Raw genomic sequence first — 18,974 nt, forward strand, 5'->3', positions numbered from 1 at the left:
AAATATTATATTTTTTGCGAACAAACGCGCATAAATTTAATGGTAATATTTATGTATGCTTATATATAAATAAAGTGATAATAAATTTAAATGTTAAAGATTAAAATTATGTCACTTGCAACTATTTTTACGCGCGCATCCATTGGAATACAAGCTCCACAAATTAATGTAGAGGTTCATATTAGTAATGGATTACCTGGTTTTGTCCTAGTTGGGCTTCCTGAAGCAACAGTCAAAGAAGCAAAAGATCGTGTTAGAAGTGCAATCATTAATAGTGGATTTACTTTTCCTGCAAAAAAAATAACTGTCAATTTGTCACCAGCCGATCTCCCAAAAGAAGGCAGTCGTTTTGATTTACCCATTGCCATTGCAATTCTTGCTGCAACACAGCAAATTCCTTCTGATAATTTATCTAATTATGAATTTTTAGGAGAACTTGCTTTATCAGGAGAGATTAGAGCGGTTAAAGGTGCTATACCTGCTGCAATTTCATCCCAAAAAAAGCAACGTTCGCTAATCATATCTGCAGCGAATCAATCAGAAATATCTTTAATACACCAAGGAAATACATTAATCACAAGTAATTTAGTTGAGGTGTGTCAACATTTGACCCAAGAAATAAACTTACCGTTAGTTGCTTATAGAGAACATCACAATGGTAATGATACGTTAGCTAATTTGCAGGATATTATTGGGCAAGAACATGCTAAAAGAGCATTGGAAATAGCGGCCGCTGGAGGTCATAATTTATTATTAATAGGTCCACCCGGAACAGGTAAAACTATGTTAGCAACTCGATTAACATCATTGCTGCCTCCCTTATCTGATACAGAAGCACTTGAAAGTGCAGCAATTACTAGTTTGGTTAGTTCAAATGGATCAATCAAAAACTGGCGTAAACGCCCTTTCAGATCACCTCATCATAGTGCTTCAATTGCAGCATTGGTTGGAGGAGGATCAATACCTAAACCTGGTGAAATATCACTGGCTCATAATGGAGTATTGTTTTTAGATGAACTTCCAGAATTTAATCGTAAAGTACTCGATGCGTTAAGAGAACCTATTGAATCAGGAGAAATCATTATTTCAAGAGCAAATGCTAAAATAAAATTTCCAGCCAGATTTCAACTGATTGCGGCAATGAATCCTAGTCCTACAGGGCACTATCAAGGAACGCATAATAGAACGACGCCTCAACAAATCATTCGCTACCTAAATCGGCTTTCAGGGCCATTTTTAGATAGATTTGATATATCTATTGAAGTTCCACTTTTACCTAAAGGAGCATTAAGCCAGAGAGCAATAAAGAGTGAATCTACTGAAATAGTAAAAGAAAGAGTTTTACGAGCTAGAAATATTCAAATGGAAAGAAATAAAAAATTAAATAGCCAACTAACCTCTAATGACATTCAACTTTATTGTCAGTTATCTGATGAAAATAATGAGTATTTGGAACAAGCATTAATAAAATTAGGGCTTTCAGCCAGAGCATGGCATAGAATATTGAAAGTATCTCGCACTATTGCAGATTTAGAGCTATCAAAAAACATAGAACGAAAACATATATCAGAAGCTTTAAGTTATCGTTCTATGGATCGATTATTAATTCAATTACACAAAAATATTGGTTAAAAGAATTAATCATCACTGTCTACGAAATCATCATTAACATCAACTTGTGGCTTACCACCAGATAATGTATGAAAACGCTTAGGTTTATTTATTCGGGAAAGGTATTTTAACCATGCTTTTTCTAAATCTGTAGAAGGATCTTTTTTTCCTTTACAGACTGCTACAAATGATTTTTCGTCTGCTGTAACAGGTTTTCTTGTTTCTGCATCAAGATCCCTAAAAGCACAACCATATTTTTCTAAAATTTGTGCTTCTTTAATTGTGAAATCACCATGACGAGAGAATCCTCTTGGATAATTCTTATTATCAAAAAAACGTTGTTGACTTACAAAACTTTCAGCCATTTTATATCCTCTAGATTGTAAAAGTATTTGGGCGGGAATTATAATTCACTAACTTAATCTGTAAACAAAAATTTTTTATTTGTATTAGTAAAAGTCACTGAACGGCTAAAATTAGAACAAAATCATCATTTTTGGCAGGGGCGGAGAGTCTCGAACTCCCAACACCCGGTTTTGGAGACCGGTGCTCTACCAATTGAACTACGCCCCTAAATAAGGTGGCGGAACGGACGGGGCTCGAACCCGCGACCCCCTGCGTGACAGGCAGGTATTCTAACCAACTGAACTACCGCTCCACCGAATTTGGTATGTATATATAAAATTTAAAAGTCTGGCGGCTCCCTACTCTCACATGGGTAATACCCACACTACCATCGGCACTTCGGCGTTTCACTTCTGAGTTCGGCATGGGGTCAGGTGGGACCACCGCGCTATTACCGCCAGACATATCCTGTCTTCTCTTCTATCAATCAGCACATTATCTCATATACGCACTAATCTCTCAATCCGGAACAAACTGTTCGATTACCTTGTAATCACTCTATCGCGTACCCAAAACAACTCCGAGTTGTAAGGTTAAGACTCTCGGTTCATTAGTATCAGTTAGCTCAATGTATCACTACACTTACACACCTGACCTATCTACGTCTTAGTCTCAAACGGACCTTACTGACTCTCATCAGGGAAAACTCATCTCGAGGCTAGTTTCGTACTTAGATGCTTTCAGCACTTATCTATTCCGCACGTAGCTACCGGGCAATGCAATTGGCATCACAACCCGAACACCAGCGGTGCGTTCACTTCGGTCCTCTCGTACTAGAAGCAAACCCCCTCAATTTTCCTACGCCCATGGCAGATAGGGACCGAACTGTCTCACGACGTTCTAAACCCAGCTCGCGTACCACTTTAAACGGCGAACAGCCGTACCCTTGGGACCTACTTCAGCCCCAGGATGTGATGAGCCGACATCGAGGTGCCAAACACCGCCGTCGATATGAACTCTTGGGCGGTATCAGCCTGTTATCCCCGGAGTACCTTTTATCCGTTGAGCGATGGCCCTTCCATTCAGAACCACCGGATCACTATGACCTACTTTCGTACCTGCTCGAGCCGTCACTCTCGCAGTCAAGCTAGCTTTTGCCATTGCACTAACCTCCTGATGTCCGACCAGGATTAGCTAACCTTCGTGCTCCTCCGTTACTCTTTGGGAGGAGACCGCCCCAGTCAAACTACCCACCAGACAGTGTCCCTTACCTCGATTCAGAAGTATAGGTTAGAACATCAAACATTAAAGGGTGGTATTTCAAGGACGACTCCATGCATACTAGCGTACACACTTCTTAGTCTCCCACCTATCCTACACATTAAGGCTCAATGTTCACTGTCAAGCTATAGTAAAGGTTCACGGGGTCTTTCCGTCTTGCCACGGGTACACCGCATCTTCACGGCAATTTCAATTTCACTGAGTCTCGGGTGGAGACAGCCTGGCCATCATTACGCCATTCGTGCAGGTCGGAACTTACCCGACAAGGAATTTCGCTACCTTAGGACCGTTATAGTTACGGCCGCCGTTTACTGGGGCTTCGATCAAGAGCTTCTGCTTACGCATAACCCCATCAATTAACCTTCCAGCACCGGGCAGGCGTCACACCGTATACGTCCACTTTCGTGTTTGCACAGTGCTGTGTTTTTATTAAACAGTTGCAGCCAGCTGGTATCTTCGACTGACTTCACCTACATCCGCATGGGATTTCAATTACCATCAGCGTGCCTTCTCCCGAAGTTACGGCACCATTTTGCCTAGTTCCTTCACCCGAGTTCTCTCAAGCGCCTTAGTATTCTCTACCTGACCACCTGTGTCGGTTTCGGGTACGATTAACTATAACCTGAAGCTTAGAGGATTTTCCTGGAAGCAGGGCATCAATTACTTCACTACCTTAGTAGCTCGTCATCACGCCTCAGAGTCTTAGTGACCGGATTTGCCTAATCACACCCCTACACGCTTAACCCACCATCCAATAGGTGGTAAACCTAGCCTTCTTCGTCCCCCCATCGCAGTTATAGCCAGTACGGGAATATTAACCCGTTTCCCATCAGATACGCCCTTCGGCCTCTCCTTAGGGGTCGACTCACCCTGCCCCGATTAACGTTGGACAGGAACCCTTGGTCTTCCGGCGAGCGGGCTTTTCACCCGCTTTATCGTTACTTATGTCAGCATTCGCACTTCTGATACCTCCAGCATACCTCACAGTACACCTTCTACGGCTTACAGAACGCTCCCCTACCCAACACACTTTCATGCGCTGCCGCAGCTTCGGTGCATAGTTTTAGCCCCGTTACATCTTCCGCGCAGGCCGACTCGACTAGTGAGCTATTACGCTTTCTTTAAATGATGGCTGCTTCTAAGCCAACATCCTAGCTGTCTAAGCCTTCCCACTTCGTTTCCCACTTAACTATGACTTTGGGACCTTAGCTGGCGGTCTGGGTTGTTTCCCTCTTCACGACGAACGTTAGCACCCGCCGTGTGTCTCCCATGATTAAACTTGTCAGTATTCGTAGTTTGCATCGGGTTGGTAAGCCGGGATGGCCCCCTAGCCGAAACAGTGCTCTACCCCCAACAGTTACTCATGAGGCGCTACCTAAATAGCTTTCGGGGAGAACCAGCTATCTCCCGGTTTGATTGGCCTTTCACCCCCAGCCACAGGTCATCCGCTAATTTTTCAACATTAGTCGGTTCGGTCCTCCAGTTAGTGTTAACCAACCTTCAACCTGCCCATGGCTAGATCACCGGGTTTCGGGTCTATACCCTGCAACTTAACGCACAGTTAATACTCGGTTTCCCTTCGGCTCCCCTATTCGGTTAACCTCGCTACAGAATATAAGTCGCTGACCCATTATACAAAAGGTACGCAGTCACTATCACCCAACGGTAACAGCTCCCACTGATTGTACGTACACGGTTTCAGGGTCTATTTCACTCCCCTCCCGGGGTTCTTTTCGCCTTTCCCTCACGGTACTGGTTCACTATCGGTCAATCAGGAGTATTTAGCCTTGGAGGATGGTCCCCCCTTCTTCAGACAGGATATCACGTGTCCCGCCCTACTCTATAAGCTTCCACATAATGCATTTTCATGTACGGGACTTTCACCCTCTATCGTGCGACTTTCCAGACGCTTCCATTAATACATTATGCTACCCGCTTGGGCTTCTCCCCTTTCGCTCGCCGCTACTTAGGGAATCTCGGTTGATTTCTTTTCCTCGGGGTACTTAGATGTTTCAGTTCTCCCGGTTCGCCTCATCTGACTATGGATTCATCAGATGATAGTACAGTCGCCTGTACTGGGTTTCCCCATTCGGACATCAACGGTTATAGCGCCTTTTATCGACTCACCGTTGCTTTTCGCAGATTAACACGTCCTTCTTCGCCTCTGATTGCCTAGGCATCCACCGTGTACGCTTAATTTCTTAACCTTACAACTCACAGTTGTCTTGGTTTTCATTACGCTTTCTTCTCTTTCTTACTTCAAACCAACATACTTTCATACATCAGCTCAACATAAAAACGAGAACTCGTTTCTTTCAGCTTGTTCCTAATTGTTAAAGAGCTTTATACTTCTATTCACTTTATCATCTACCGACTTCAAGTAAATACAAACATAATTTTATTAAAAAGTAACTTCATCACATTTTATGGCGTCCCCTAGGGGATTCGAACCCCTGTTACCGCCGTGAAAGGGCGATGTCCTAGGCCTCTAGACGAAGGGGACTTAATTACTTCTTCTTTCATAAACAAACAATCTGTGTGAACACTTACGAGCTCTTCGTAAGGAGGTGATCCAACCGCAGGTTCCCCTACGGTTACCTTGTTACGACTTCACCCCAGTCATGGACCACACCGTGGTAAACGCCCTCCCGAAGGTTAAGCTATCTACTTCTGGTGCAACCCACTCCCATGGTGTGACGGGCGGTGTGTACAAGGCCCGGGAACGTATTCACCGTGACATTCTGATTCACGATTACTAGCGATTCCGACTTCATGGAGTCGAGTTGCAGACTCCAATCCGGACTTAGACGTACTTTATGAGGTCCGCTTGCTCTCGCGAGGTCGCCTCCCTTTGTATACGCCATTGTAGCACGTGTGTAGCCCTGGTCGTAAGGGCCATGATGACTTGACGTCGTCCCCACCTTCCTCCGCTTTATCAACGGCAGTCTCCTTTGAGTTCCCGGCCTAACCGATGGCAACAAAGGATAAGGGTTGCGCTCGTTGCGGGACTTAACCCAACATTTCACAACACGAGCTGACGACAGCCATGCAGCACCTGTCTCACAGTTCCCGAAGGCACTCCCGCATCTCTGCAAGATTCTGTGGATGTCAAGACCAGGTAAGGTTCTTCGCGTTGCATCGAATTAAACCACATGCTCCACCGCTTGTGCGGGCCCCCGTCAATTCATTTGAGTTTTAACCTTGCGGCCGTACTCCCCAGGCGGTCGATTTATCGCGTTAGCTTCGGAGCCCATCACTCTAGGCAACAAACTCCAAATCGACATCGTTTACAGCGTGGACTACCAGGGTATCTAATCCTGTTTGCTCCCCACGCTTTCGCATCTCAGCGTCAGTATCTGTCCAGAAGGCCGCCTTCGCCACCGGTATTCCTCCACATCTCTACGCATTTCACCGCTACACGTGGAATTCTACCTTCCTCTACAATACTCTAGTTAACCAGTTTTAAGTGCAATTCCTAGGTTGAGCCCAGGGCTTTCACACCTAACTTAATTATCCGCCTACATGCCCTTTACGCCCAGTCATTCCGATTAACGCTCGCACCCTCCGTATTACCGCGGCTGCTGGCACGGAGTTAGCCGGTGCTTCTTCTGTAATTAACGTCAATTGATGCACCTATTAGATACACCACCTTCCTCATCACCGAAAGTACTTTACAACCCGAAGGCCTTCTTCATACACGCGGCATGGCTGCATCAGGGTTTCCCCCATTGTGCAATATTCCCCACTGCTGCCTCCCGTAGGAGTCTGGACCGTGTCTCAGTTCCAGTGTGGCTGGTCATCCTCTCAGACCAGCTAGAGATCGTCGCCTTGGTAAGCCATTACCCTACCAACTAGCTAATCCCATATGGGTTCATCAAATGGCGCATGGCCCGAAGGTCCCATGCTTTGGTCTCTCAACTTTATGCGGTATTAGCAGTCGTTTCCAACTGTTGTCCCCCTCCATTCGGCAGATCCCCATACATTACTCACCCGTCCGCCACTCGTCATCAAGTGCAAGCACTCATGTTACCGTTCGACTTGCATGTGTTAAGCCTGCCGCCAGCGTTCAATCTGAGCCATGATCAAACTCTTCAATTTAAAGTTTGATGCTCAATAACTGTCTCTGACATAATTCAAATGAATCTTCAGTGTCACTTATCAAGACTTAATTTTTTTAGTCCGTAGACTTTTAATCTTTCGTCTCGCAAGTGCCCACACAGATTGTCTGTTTCTTCTTTTTAAAGAGCTGACAGCTTTTCTAAGTCAACTAAGCTTATCACTCAGTTTGCTGTCTCAAGGGATGCGTATACTACGCTACACCTTTTTATTCGTCAAGATCTTTTTTCAAAATTTTTGACCTTGCTCACTAACACTAGTTTCGTCTGCTTGTCGCTGACGCCGTGTCAGTGGATGCGCATTATAGGCACTTCATTTTTTTTGGCAAGTAAAAAAGCTCAAATATTTATTCGTTCGGATAACCTTTAAACAGCTGAAACATTAATTATATGATATTTATAGAGATTATATTCAGACAATTTTTTAATCAATTTTTCAACAGACTGGTTGTGGGTAGTACTTAATATAATATTTGCTTTCTTAAATGAAGATATTTTGTTTGCATCATATTTATCTTTTAATAAATTATATACCCTTGCTGCAATTGCATAACCTGAATCAATAAAGTTGACTTGCGGAAAAACCATCTGCAACTCTTCTTTAATAAATGGATAATGAGTACAGCCAAGAACAATTGTATCAGGAATAGTTTGTAAACTAAGCCATGGCTGCATCAATTCTTTTAAATATTGCATATCTACAGCTATACCTTGTAATTTATTTTCTGCTATAAGTGCTAATTCAGATAAACCTAATAATTTAACTGAACAATGGTTAGCAAATTGCTTAATCAAATTTGTCGTGTAAGCCCTTTCAATGGTTGCTTTTGTTGCCAATAACCCTATACATTTATTTTTAGTTAGTGAACTTGCAGGTTTAATTGCAGGTACTACGCCTACTATAGGAAAAAGAAAATTGGCACGTAAGCTTGGTAAACAAATCGTACTAGCGGTATTGCATGCAATAACAGCTAAATCGATTCGTTGAAACTTAGCAATAGTTTTAATAACAGAATTAACTCTATTAATTAAAAACTCTGGCGATTTATCACCATAAGGAAACATTTCATTATCAAATGCATAAATATAATGCGCATTAGGCATTTTATTGTAAATTTCATTATAAACAGATAATCCACCGATGCCAGAATCAAACACTAACACCACAGGAGATTGTTTTATAATATTCATAGTAAATTAAACTTTATTAGATAATAAATAGGAAACGAGCAATATCGTAAATTGAATAGAAATTAATGCAAGTAATTTTATTTTTATCAAGGTTTATTCAATATTTCATAATTATTAAGATAGACGTCTAGATGGTAAAACTGCTAAAATAAGTTACCTGCAATTAGGTATTATATTTCGATTATTAAACACAATTAAGTTAAAAAGGTATTTTATGTCAGAATATTTATTTACATCTGAATCTGTTTCAGAAGGTCATCCAGATAAAATTGCCGATCAAATATCTGATGCCGTACTTGATGCAATTTTAAAGCAAGATCCAAAGGCTCGTGTTGCTTGTGAAACATATGTAAAAACAGGTATGGCATTAGTTGGTGGTGAAATTACGACTTCTGCTTGGGTAGATATAGAAGAATTAACAAGAAAAACAATTAATGATATCGGTTATACCAGTTCAGAAATGGGATTTGATGCAAATTCTTGTGCCGTGTTAAATGCAATTGGTAAACAATCTCCCGATATTAATCAAGGCGTAGATAGAGAAAATCCATTAGAACAAGGCGCTGGTGACCAAGGTATTATGTTTGGTTATGCAACTAATGAAATGCCTAATCTAATGCCAGCTGCAATCAGCTATGCTCATGATTTGATGCGTCGCCAAGCTGAAGTTAGAAAAAATGGTACGCTTCCTTGGTTAAGACCAGATGCAAAAAGCCAAGTCACATTAATTTATCAAAATGGACAGATAAAAGGGGTCGATGCAATCGTTTTATCAACCCAACATTCGGATGGTATTGAACAAAAAATTATACAAGAAGCGGTAATGGAGGAAATCATTAAACCGACATTGCCTGCCGAATGGTTAACCTCTAGAACTAAATATTTTATTAATCCAACTGGACGTTTTGTTATTGGTGGTCCTATGGGTGACTGTGGATTAACGGGCCGAAAAATCATTGTAGATACTTATGGCGGTGCCGCCCGTCACGGTGGTGGAGCTTTTTCAGGAAAAGATCCTTCAAAGGTTGATCGCTCAGCAGCTTATGCAGCAAGATATGTTGCTAAAAATCTTGTAGCTGCTGGACTTGCTGATAAGTGTGAATTGCAAATTTCTTATGCAATTGGTGTTGCTAATCCTACATCCGTTTATGTTAATACTTTTGGTACTGAGAAAATTGGACACGATAAAATTATTTCGTTAATCAAAGAATTTTTTGATCTAAGACCTTATGGGCTAATTCAAATGCTTGATCTGATTCAACCAATTTATCAAAAAACAGCAACCTACGGTCATTTTGGTCGAGATATCTTCCCTTGGGAAAAAACTGATAAAGCAGCACTAATTCGCTATGCAGCAGGATTATAAACATATACCAATTTATTTACATAATCAGGTAATGGCTTGTTTAAGGAAACACTTAACTCAAGCCAATCAACTATTAAACACTGAATATAAAGAACCAAAAATTGGTTATAAATCAAAAGGTAGCATTGCTGGCAGTGCAATATTAAACCGTTGGGAAATTCAACTTAACACCATAATGCTTTGTGAAAATGGAGAAAAATTTATTGAGGAAGTTGTTCCTCATGAATTGGCTCATCTTATTACCTTTCAAATCTATGGAAAAGTAAAACCTCATGGTAAAGAATGGCAATATATCATGTCAGAAATAATGAAGCTGCCCCCTAAAGTCACCCATAATTTTAATTTTAAACGTAAAGAGTATGTATATATATGTGATTGCCAAGAACATTATTTATCATCAATACGGCATAATAAAATTGAAAAGAATAAAATTAGTTATCAATGTCGTAAATGCGGTAGTATACTTAAACTTAAAAATTTTGTTTAATTATAGAAACTATGCCTAAATTTGATACGCACTTTTATAAAAGCTCTATGTTTATTGTGATTTTGAGCTTTTTTCTATATATTACAGGTAACTTTTGGCTTCCTTTATACAATAAATTAACCGTTAGCTTAATTGAACATTTACAGTCATTATTCTTATTATTTATGTGTTATTATACATATCATTATGCTAAAAGCGTCAAGAATGACTCAAACATTTATAAATTTTGGATTTGGACAATATTTTGGTGGTTTATGCTTTTTGGTCGAGGCATCAGCTGGGGACGCGATTTTTTCCCTGATGTTTCGCGTATTTATTATAAAATTATTGCCAGTATTATCATTGCAATCCCATTATTAACTATATTTTTGCCAACTATTCGCCAAGAGATAGTTCGTCGATATAAATATGAGACAATTCCCGTTTGGCATTTATTTTTTGCATTCCTTTTTTTAGGTATTGCTGACATTGCTGAACATAGACGTTTAGGATATGAATTTTTAGTTTTAGAACCTACTCGAAAAGATCTAATTGAAGAGTTGATGGAAATACCATGTCTTTTAAGTCTAGCATTAACAACTTTCTATATGCAGAAAAATGAACAAAAGAGGTTAAATAAGTCATGTTAAGCTATCGACATAGCTATCACGCCGGAAATCATGCAGATGTATTAAAACATATTGTATTAACATTATGCATCAACGCATTAAAAGAAAAAGAAAAACCTTTTTTATACTTAGATACACATTCTGGTGCTGGCAGATATTTGTTAAAAAGTGAGCATTCGGAGAAAACAGGAGAATATTTATCAGGGATTAATCTGCTATGGCAACAACCTAATATACCGAAATTGCTTAATACTTATCTATCTGTAATAAAAAGATATAATCCTTTTAGTGAATTGAAATATTATCCAGGTTCACCTTTAATTGCTAAACAATTATTACGACAACAAGACAAGCTCAATTTAACAGAATTACATCCTACAGATTATCCATTATTACGTCAGGAATTTAGTAAAGATAAAAGAGCAAAAGTATTACGTGAAGATGGTTTTGCACAATTAAAATCTAAGCTTCCACATGAGTTTCGTCGTGGAGTTATTTTAATTGACCCGTCTTATGAAATTAAAGACGATTATCAAATAATACCTAAAGCATTATTTGAAGCTTATAAACGTTTTGCAACGGGTGTTTATCTAATTTGGTATCCAGTTGTATCACGGACACAAACTCAAAAGATGATCGATAGTATTATTAAATTAGGAATTAGACGAATTTCACAATTTGAATTAGCGATAAAACCAGATAATAATCAAAAAGGTATGACTGCTTCGGGAATATTAGTGATTAATCCGCCATGGAAATTACATGAACAAATGCAAACAATATTGCCATGGATAAAAAATACCTTAGATGTTGAGAAAACTGGTAGCTTTATTGCGCAAGAGCTGGTTTCAGAATAATATCAATTTTATTAAAAATACGAGTAAAGATCTCGCATTTTTAATATGTATGTCTATAGTAAATTGACTTTTTGTCTAGATGCTTCAGTAAAACACCACGTTTAAGTAATATTAAGGGAAAAAATGACAAGAAAATAGATAAATCCATAAAATAACAGTCAATAGCAGGGACATAAATACCGCTGCAGAGCCGTAGTCCTTTGCTCGTCCTGATAATTCATGTCTCTCACTACCGATTCGATCAACAACGCATTCAATAGCACTGTTAAGTAATTCTACAATCATAACAAACCCTATTGAACCAAGTAATAAAATTCGCTCATAGATGGTAAAATCAATTAACATAACTATAATATAAGCTACCAATAATAAAATTAACTCTTGTCGAAAAGCCGTTTCATATTTAATTGCAGATTTAAAACCTTTTAAAGAATACTTAGTGGCATTAACAATGCGTTGTAATCCTGTCGATTTTTCCATTATAAATTCCAAATTTAAAATTATCTCACATAACCATAGTTCATTAATCGTTGGAACCTTCTCTCAAGTAAAGCCGATAAATCCATATTTTCAAGTTCATCAAGATCACTAAGCAATTGTTTTTTTAATGATGCGGCTACTTTAACATAATCACGATGAGCTCCACCTAGTGGCTCAGGTACAATTGAATCAATAAGATTTAGTTTAAGTAATTTATCAGCGGTCATGTTCATTGCTTCAGCCGCTACAGAGGCTTTATCAGCACTTTTCCATAAAATAGATGCACAACCTTCGGGCGAAATAACCGAATAAGTACTATATTGCATCATATTAACTTTATCTGATACACCGATAGCAAGTGCACCGCCTGATCCACCTTCACCAATAACGGTACAAATTGTAGGTACTTTAAGACGTGACATTTCTCGTAAATTTCTGGCAATAGCCTCAGCTTGACCACGTTCTTCGGCTCCAATTCCAGGATATGCACCAGGAGTATCAATAAAAGTAATAATAGGTAATTTAAAACGTTCAGCTAATTGCATTAGCCTTAATGCTTTGCGATAACCTTCTGGAGCAGGCATCCCAAAGTTACGATATATCTTTTGTTTGGTTTCTCTTCCCTTTTGATGTCCAATTACCATAACTGCACGTTCATCAATACGAGCGATGCCACCTACTATTGCTTTATCATCGGCATATGCACGATCACCTGCCAACTCATCAAAATCGGTGAAAATTTCTTTTATGTAATCTAGTGTATAGGGCCTATTTGGGTGTCTAGCTAATTGTGCGACATCCCAAGGCGATAGGTTTGCAAATATTTTTTTTGTTAACTCGCGGCTTTTTCGATTTAATTGTTTAATCTCTTTATCTAAATTTAGATCTAATTCAACTTGTTGCGAATCAATATTCTTTAAGGAATTAATTTTTGCTTCTAATTCCGCTATCGGCTTTTCAAATTCCAAAAAATTGTTCATAACGCTTATGATTGCCTCTTATTTTATTTGTATTTCCTAAAAAATACATCATTAGCTAAAGTATACTGACTATTTCTTAAGATAAAATTAAGTCAATTCTACTATGTAATACTTATTGAAGTCACCAACATTTATATCAATTTACTTCAATTATCCAAAAATAAAGCCACTAGTTTTTAATAATAGTGACTTTATTAATCTAATCTTTTAAATCAATAATACTCAATTAATAAGTAATTATTTATCAAACTCAAATTCAATGCGATCATTACCAAGTAATGTTTTTAATTCTACAATTAAGGCATCTTCAGGTACTATTCGCCATGTAGTACCAAATTGGATACGAACTACAGAATCGTCGCGATGATAATATAAATTAACAGGTACACTTCCATGGCGATAAGGCTCAAAAATTTGTTGCAATCGTAGTAATATTGAGCGATTAGCTTCAATTTCAGTTAATGTGACAGCAAGACCTTTTACATATTTTGCTCGAGCATCTTTTAAATCTACAATATCTCGTACTGACATTTTGAGTCCACCATTAAAATCATCGTGACTAACTTGTCCTGACACAATGAGAATTTTATCTTTCACGAGTAGATGCCCAAATTTTTCCAAAGAATCAGCAAACAGCATGCCATCAATACGACCTGAACGATCATCTAAGGTAAATAAACCAATCTTATTACCCTTTTTAGTCACCCTAACTCTAGCCTCAGTAACTATACCTGCAAAGGTTGCTAGTTTTCCCCAACCGGTAGGAGAAGCTTCACTTATTCTTAACCCGCCAGAATAACGATTCAATTCTTTTAAATATTGAGTTACTGGATGACCAGTTAAATATAATCCTAATGCTTCTCGCTCACCATCTAACAACACTTGAGCAGGTAATTCGGGAACTGAGGCATATGCATATTCAACTTGCTCAGGCTCTTCGGCTAAAACACCAAACATATCTTCTTGACCGATATCTTGGGCTTTGGCATATTGATCTGCAGCTTGCATCGCATCATTAATACTATGTAAAATCGCCGCTCGATGTGGTCCTAATTTGTCAAAAGCTCCAGCCATAGTCAGTTTTTCAAGTATCCGACGATTAATTTTCTTCATGTCTGTTCTAGCGCAAAGTTCAAAGATATTTTTGAAATATCCACCACTGTTACGAGCCTCAACAATAGCCTCAATTGGGCCTTCACCAACCCCCTTTATAGCGCCAATACCATAAACAATCTCCCCTTTATCATTCACATGAAAATGATAGAGACCACTATTAATATCAGGAGGATTAACTTTTAATCCCATTCTTAAACATTCATCAACTAAACCAACAATTTTGTCAGTATTATCCATATCAGCAGTCATCACTGCTGCCATAAATTCAGCGGGATAGTGTGTTTTTAACCACAATGTTTGATAAGAAACAAGTGCATAAGCAGCAGAATGAGATTTATTAAATCCATAACCAGCAAACTTTTCAACTAAATCGAATATACGCATCGCAAGTTCGCCATCAACACCTTGTTTTTCTGCACCTTCTTTAAAGACGAACCGCTGTTTTGCCATTTCTTCAGGTTTTTTCTTACCCATAGCTCGACGCAATAAATCTGCTCCGCCTAACGTGTAACCAGATAAGGTTTGGGCGATCTGCATAACTTGTTCTTGATATAAAATAATACCATAGGTTGGATCCAATATTGGTTTTAATGACTCATGTTGGTATTTTATATCGGGATAAGAAACATCTTCTCGACCGTGTTTACGATCGATAAAATTATCTACCATGCCAGATTGTAATGGACCAGGGCGAAAAAGTGCCACTAACGCTATCATATCCTCAAAACAGTCTGGTTTTAAACGCCGAATTAAATCTTTCATTCCTCTAGATTCCAGCTGGAATACAGCTGTTGTTTCGGCTTTTAACAACAGTTCAAAAGAATCTTTATCATCAAGTTCTATGCGATTGATATCAACTAGTGGTTGTCCGTTTCTCAACTGACGCTCATTAATCATTTTAATTGCCCAATTAATAATGGTTAATGTTCGTAGACCTAAAAAGTCAAATTTTACTAGTCCAGCATATTCAACATCATTTTTATCAAACTGCGTTACTGGATGATTTCCTTCTGGATCACAATAAATTGGTGCGAAATCCGTAATTTTAGTAGGTGAAATCACGACCCCACCAGCATGTTTACCCGCATTTCGTGTGACCCCTTCTAATTGACGTGCAATGTCAATTAATGATTTAATCTCTTCATTATTATCATATAAATCTTGAAGCTGAGGTTCAACTTCAAAAGCTTTTGCCAGTGTCATACCTGGATCAAGCGGAATTAACTTAGAAATACGATCAACAAATCCATAAGGGTGTCCAAGTACTCGACCAACATCACGTATTACCGCTTTCGCAGCCATCGTACCAAAAGTAATAATCTGTGAAACAGCATCACGTCCATACATATCAGCAACATGACCGATAACCAGATCGCGTTTTTCCATACAAAAGTCAACATCAAAGTCAGGCATTGAAACACGTTCAGGATTTAAGAAACGTTCAAATAGCAAATCAAACGCTAACGGATCTAAATCAGTAATTTTTAAAGCATAAGCAACGAGAGAGCCCGCACCTGAACCTCGTCCAGGTCCAACAGGAATATCATTATCTTTTGACCATTGAATAAACTCCATAACTATCAGAAAGTAACCAGGAAACCCCATCTGATTAATGACATTTAATTCTGTTTCTAAGCGTTCATCATATTCCGATCTTCTTTGTTTTCTTATTTCAGGATCGGGAAATAGAAATTCAAGTCTTTCTTCTAAACCCATTCGTGACTTATGGACTAAAAAGTCTTCAGTTGACATATCTCCAGTTGGAAATTTAGGTAAAAAGTATTCACCAAGTCGAATTGTAACATTACATCGTTTTGCTATTTCAACACTATTTGCCAAGGCTTCTGGAATATCCAAAAATAGGTCACACATCTCTTGTTCACTACGAAGATACTGTTGAGACGAGTAGTTTTTAGGGCGATTAGGATCTTCAAGTGTATTGCCATCATGAATGGCTACACGAATTTCATGAGCTTCAAAATCTGAGGATCTTAAAAATCTAACATCATTGGTTGCAACAACAGGTAATTGATGTTGTTCGGCAAGTTTCACGGCAGTATGAATGAATAATTCTTCATTAGTACGACCAGTTCGTACCAGTTCAAAATAAAAATGATTAGGAAAATTTTCAGAATAAAAATTAATTCCATTATCAACTATTACTTGATTATTACGAGTAATGCCAACACCAATATCACTTTCTCTTCCAGCTAAAACAATTAATCCAGCTTTATGCTCAACCAACCATTGTTGATCCACAACAGGCATATCGCCGATATAACCTCGCTGATAAGCTTTAGAAATTAATAAAGTAAGATTTTGATATCCCTCATTAGTTGCAGCTAATAATGTTAACTGATAAATATCATCTGATAATTGAGGATTTTTAATAACTAAATCGGCACCAATAATAGGTTTAATTCCTTTGGACATTGCAGAACCATAAAATTTAACCAGTCCGCAAAGATTTGTAAAATCAGTGATCGCAAAAGCTGGCATCTGTAATTTGCTCACTTCACTAACTAATGTACTCACTTTAGCAATTCCATCAATCATGGAAAAATCGCTATGTAAATGAAGATGAATAAATTTGGGTTCTGCCATAATTACCGAAAATAAAAATGATATAAAATTGGTTGGTATTATAACACAAGCAAGATGAATATTCTTACCCTGTTTACATGCATAAATTTATACAAGATCGCAATAATAAAAACTCTCGTACAAAAGATCAATTAGAGCTTTCTTTATTGCAGATAACATAATCTAAAATAGAATTTTTAATATTTTTTACGACGTAATCCTTCTGCATTTGCCGCTTTAATTCCAGCAAATACTGTGCTTAGGTTAACTCAGTAAGTGAGTTGTAGATCGCTCCTCCTTCAGCACAATACAATACTGCTACTTATTAATATTGATTAAACCTATTTCTTCACGAGTTATTGGTCATCCAACTGATTAACAAAATATATAAACATTTTTAACCATATCTGGATCACTGTATACCAACATTAACATAGCTAAAGTCTTATCGATACTTTTTCACCATGTCAATAATCATGCGTTGCTTCTAATGCAGTAAAACAATTATGGATTGGGCGGCTACAAATAGCTCTCCACTTTCAAATCCAAGGTCGGTAAATTGTTTGAAAAATTTGGCGCACTGCACTTTTTAATTAGATAACTTTAACCATTACTAATCAGTAATATAGAAAGGGAATTCTCACTCCCATCACTTTTATAGTGATGGGAAAGCAAAATAGACTTAGATTTTTTTAAATAACACTGAACCGTTGGTCCCACCGAAACCAAAAGAGTTACAAAGTGCATATTCTAAATCCTTAACTTGACGAGCCGTATGAGGTACATAATCCAGATCACAACCGTCATCTGGATTATCCAGATTAATAGTTGGAGGAATAGCCTGATCACGCAATGCTAGCACAGTAAAAATTGACTCAACAGCACCTGCTGCACCAAGTAAATGACCGATCATTGACTTAGTTGAACTAACCATTACTTTATTAGCATTTTCTTTAAAAATACTTTTAACCGCTTGCGTTTCAGCCTTATCACCAGCTGGTGTTGATGTACCATGCGCATTAATATATCCGATTTTTTCAGGGCCTATACCTGCATCACGAAGTGCACATTTCATAGCTAACGCTGCACCACTGCCATCTGCTGGTGGTGAGGTCATGTGATACGCATCACCACTCATACCAAATCCAACTAACTCAGCGTAGATTTTAGCACCACGTTTTTTAGCGTGTTCATATTCTTCTAAGAACATAATACCCGCACCATCACCAAGCACAAAACCATCGCGCTCTTTATCCCATGGTCGACTTGCACCTTTAGGATTATCATTATTTGTAGATAATGCACGAGCTGCACCAAACCCACCAATACCAAGAGGAGTACTTGCTTTTTCTCCTCCGCCAGCTAACATTGCATCGGCATCACCATAGGCAATCATACGTGCAGCATGCCCTATGTTATGAACACCAGAAGAACAAGCTGTAGCTATAGTAATACTTGGACCTTTTAATCCATAAATAATAGATAAATGGCCAGAAATCATATTAACAATTGTAGATGGCACAAAAAACGGGCTAATTTTCCTTGGTCCACCATTAATTAATGCACTGTGATTTTCTTCAATTAATCCAAGTCCACCAATACCTGAACCAATAGCACAACCAATGCGTTCTGCATTTTCTTCTGTTATTTCAATACCCGCATCTTGCATTGCTTGTATACCTGCAGCAATACCATATTGGATAAAAAAATCCATTTTACGCGCATCTTTACGTGAAATATTATAATTTTCGCCATCAAAGTTCTTAACCATAGCGGCGAAGCGCGTTGCGAAAGGGGCCGTATCAAAGTGTTCTATGAGTTCAACACCACTTTGACCAGCTAAAAGTGCTTGCCACGTGGATTCAACTGTATTACCGACTGGAGATATCATGCCCATTCCTGTGACAACAACTCTGCGTTTAGACACATTGTCCTCCAGAAAAGGATTGAAATG

At 38.6% G+C, this 18,974-nt stretch carries 11 protein-coding genes, 3 tRNA genes and 3 rRNA genes; 5 read left to right on the forward strand and 12 right to left on the reverse strand.

The genetic code is table 11. From position 1 onward, the window contains the following. Positions 1-108: 108 nt before the first annotated feature. A complete protein-coding gene (locus GAPWK_RS12140; protein WP_025316493.1) occupies positions 109-1,632 on the forward strand; it encodes a YifB family Mg chelatase-like AAA ATPase in 1,524 nt (507 codons plus the stop codon). Between the two features lie 5 nt (positions 1,633-1,637). Here the strand turns inward: GAPWK_RS12140 and GAPWK_RS12145 are convergent, their stop codons facing one another. The 8 genes from GAPWK_RS12145 to murI all read right to left on the reverse strand — a co-directional run bounded on the left by GAPWK_RS12145 (position 1,638) and on the right by murI (position 8,543). Beyond that, the gene (locus tag GAPWK_RS12145) at positions 1,638-1,976 is read right to left on the reverse strand and encodes a DUF413 domain-containing protein (RefSeq protein WP_025316494.1); all 339 of its coding nucleotides are present in this window, start codon (positions 1,974-1,976) and stop codon (positions 1,638-1,640) included. A gap of 132 nt (positions 1,977-2,108) precedes the next feature. Then, positions 2,109-2,184 (reverse strand) — tRNA-Trp (locus GAPWK_RS12150). 8 nt (positions 2,185-2,192) lie between these two features. Further along, a tRNA-Asp gene (locus GAPWK_RS12155) sits at positions 2,193-2,269 on the reverse strand. A gap of 33 nt (positions 2,270-2,302) precedes the next feature. Further along, positions 2,303-2,418: ribosomal RNA gene (gene rrf, locus GAPWK_RS12160) — 5S ribosomal RNA — on the reverse strand. A 127-nt stretch (positions 2,419-2,545) separates the two neighbouring features. Further along, positions 2,546-5,444: ribosomal RNA gene (locus GAPWK_RS12165) — 23S ribosomal RNA — on the reverse strand. Positions 5,445-5,664: 220 nt separating this feature from the next. Further along, positions 5,665-5,740 (reverse strand) — tRNA-Glu (locus GAPWK_RS12170). 57 nt (positions 5,741-5,797) lie between these two features. Beyond that, positions 5,798-7,335: ribosomal RNA gene (locus tag GAPWK_RS12175) — 16S ribosomal RNA — on the reverse strand. Together the 16S, 23S and 5S rRNA genes with 3 tRNA genes alongside form the textbook arrangement of a ribosomal RNA operon. 383 nt (positions 7,336-7,718) lie before the next feature. Then, a complete protein-coding gene (gene murI / locus GAPWK_RS12180; RefSeq protein WP_110287299.1) occupies positions 7,719-8,543 on the reverse strand; it encodes a glutamate racemase in 825 nt (274 codons plus the stop codon). A 214-nt stretch (positions 8,544-8,757) separates the two neighbouring features. On the opposite strand from murI, the gene metK reads away from it, so the two are divergent. The 4 genes from metK (at position 8,758) to GAPWK_RS12200 (ending at position 11,861) form a co-directional block, all read left to right on the forward strand. Further along, complete coding sequence (gene metK, locus GAPWK_RS12185) at positions 8,758-9,909, forward strand: methionine adenosyltransferase (protein ID WP_025316496.1); 1,152 nt, start codon at positions 8,758-8,760, stop codon at positions 9,907-9,909. Then, a complete protein-coding gene (locus GAPWK_RS12190; RefSeq protein ID WP_025316497.1) occupies positions 9,893-10,396 on the forward strand; it encodes a SprT family zinc-dependent metalloprotease in 504 nt (167 codons plus the stop codon). The genes metK and GAPWK_RS12190 overlap by 17 nt, the downstream gene beginning before the upstream one ends. Positions 10,397-10,650: 254 nt before the next feature. Further along, complete coding sequence (locus GAPWK_RS14825) at positions 10,651-11,025, forward strand: hypothetical protein (protein ID WP_141675393.1); 375 nt, start codon at positions 10,651-10,653, stop codon at positions 11,023-11,025. Beyond that, complete coding sequence (locus GAPWK_RS12200) at positions 11,019-11,861, forward strand: 23S rRNA (adenine(2030)-N(6))-methyltransferase RlmJ (RefSeq protein ID WP_025316499.1); 843 nt, start codon at positions 11,019-11,021, stop codon at positions 11,859-11,861. Before GAPWK_RS14825 ends, GAPWK_RS12200 begins: the two co-directional genes overlap by 7 nt. Before the next feature lie 111 nt (positions 11,862-11,972). Here GAPWK_RS12200 and GAPWK_RS12205 read toward each other — a convergent pair whose 3' ends face one another. The 4 genes from GAPWK_RS12205 to fabF all read right to left on the reverse strand — a co-directional run bounded on the left by GAPWK_RS12205 (position 11,973) and on the right by fabF (position 18,947). Next, positions 11,973-12,341: a diacylglycerol kinase gene (locus GAPWK_RS12205; RefSeq protein WP_025316500.1), complete on the reverse strand. Its 369-nt coding sequence runs from the start codon at positions 12,339-12,341 to the stop codon at positions 11,973-11,975. Between the two features lie 20 nt (positions 12,342-12,361). Continuing rightward, on the reverse strand, positions 12,362-13,321 hold the full coding sequence (gene accA / locus GAPWK_RS12210) for an acetyl-CoA carboxylase carboxyl transferase subunit alpha (protein WP_038517553.1): 960 nt from the start codon (positions 13,319-13,321) through the stop codon (positions 12,362-12,364). Positions 13,322-13,558: 237 nt separating this feature from the next. After that, positions 13,559-17,041 (reverse strand): DNA polymerase III subunit alpha, encoded by a 3,483-nt coding sequence (gene dnaE / locus GAPWK_RS12215; protein WP_025316501.1) that lies wholly within the window; start codon positions 17,039-17,041, stop codon positions 13,559-13,561. Positions 17,042-17,702: 661 nt separating this feature from the next. Further along, positions 17,703-18,947: a beta-ketoacyl-ACP synthase II gene (fabF, locus tag GAPWK_RS12220; RefSeq protein WP_025316502.1), complete on the reverse strand. Its 1,245-nt coding sequence runs from the start codon at positions 18,945-18,947 to the stop codon at positions 17,703-17,705. Between the last annotated feature and the right edge of the window lie 27 nt (positions 18,948-18,974).

This window comes from Gilliamella apicola (assembly GCF_000599985.1).
Taxonomy (GTDB): domain Bacteria; phylum Pseudomonadota; class Gammaproteobacteria; order Enterobacterales; family Orbaceae; genus Gilliamella; species Gilliamella apicola.

Bases quoted from the DNA above. Each gene is read 5' to 3' on its own strand.
- accA (WP_038517553.1), bottom strand. From the start codon at position 13,321: ATGAACAATTTTTTGGAATTTGAAAAGCCGATAGCGGAATTAGAAGCA.
- GAPWK_RS14825 (WP_141675393.1), top strand. From the start codon at position 10,651: ATGCTTTTTGGTCGAGGCATCAGCTGGGGACGCGATTTTTTCCCTGAT.
- GAPWK_RS12205 (WP_025316500.1), bottom strand. From the start codon at position 12,341: ATGGAAAAATCGACAGGATTACAACGCATTGTTAATGCCACTAAGTAT.
- murI (WP_110287299.1), bottom strand. From the start codon at position 8,543: ATGAATATTATAAAACAATCTCCTGTGGTGTTAGTGTTTGATTCTGGC.
- GAPWK_RS12145 (WP_025316494.1), bottom strand. From the start codon at position 1,976: ATGGCTGAAAGTTTTGTAAGTCAACAACGTTTTTTTGATAATAAGAAT.
- dnaE (WP_025316501.1), bottom strand. From the start codon at position 17,041: ATGGCAGAACCCAAATTTATTCATCTTCATTTACATAGCGATTTTTCC.
- GAPWK_RS12190 (WP_025316497.1), top strand. From the start codon at position 9,893: ATGCAGCAGGATTATAAACATATACCAATTTATTTACATAATCAGGTA.
- GAPWK_RS12140 (WP_025316493.1), top strand. From the start codon at position 109: ATGTCACTTGCAACTATTTTTACGCGCGCATCCATTGGAATACAAGCT.
- metK (WP_025316496.1), top strand. From the start codon at position 8,758: ATGTCAGAATATTTATTTACATCTGAATCTGTTTCAGAAGGTCATCCA.
- GAPWK_RS12200 (WP_025316499.1), top strand. From the start codon at position 11,019: ATGTTAAGCTATCGACATAGCTATCACGCCGGAAATCATGCAGATGTA.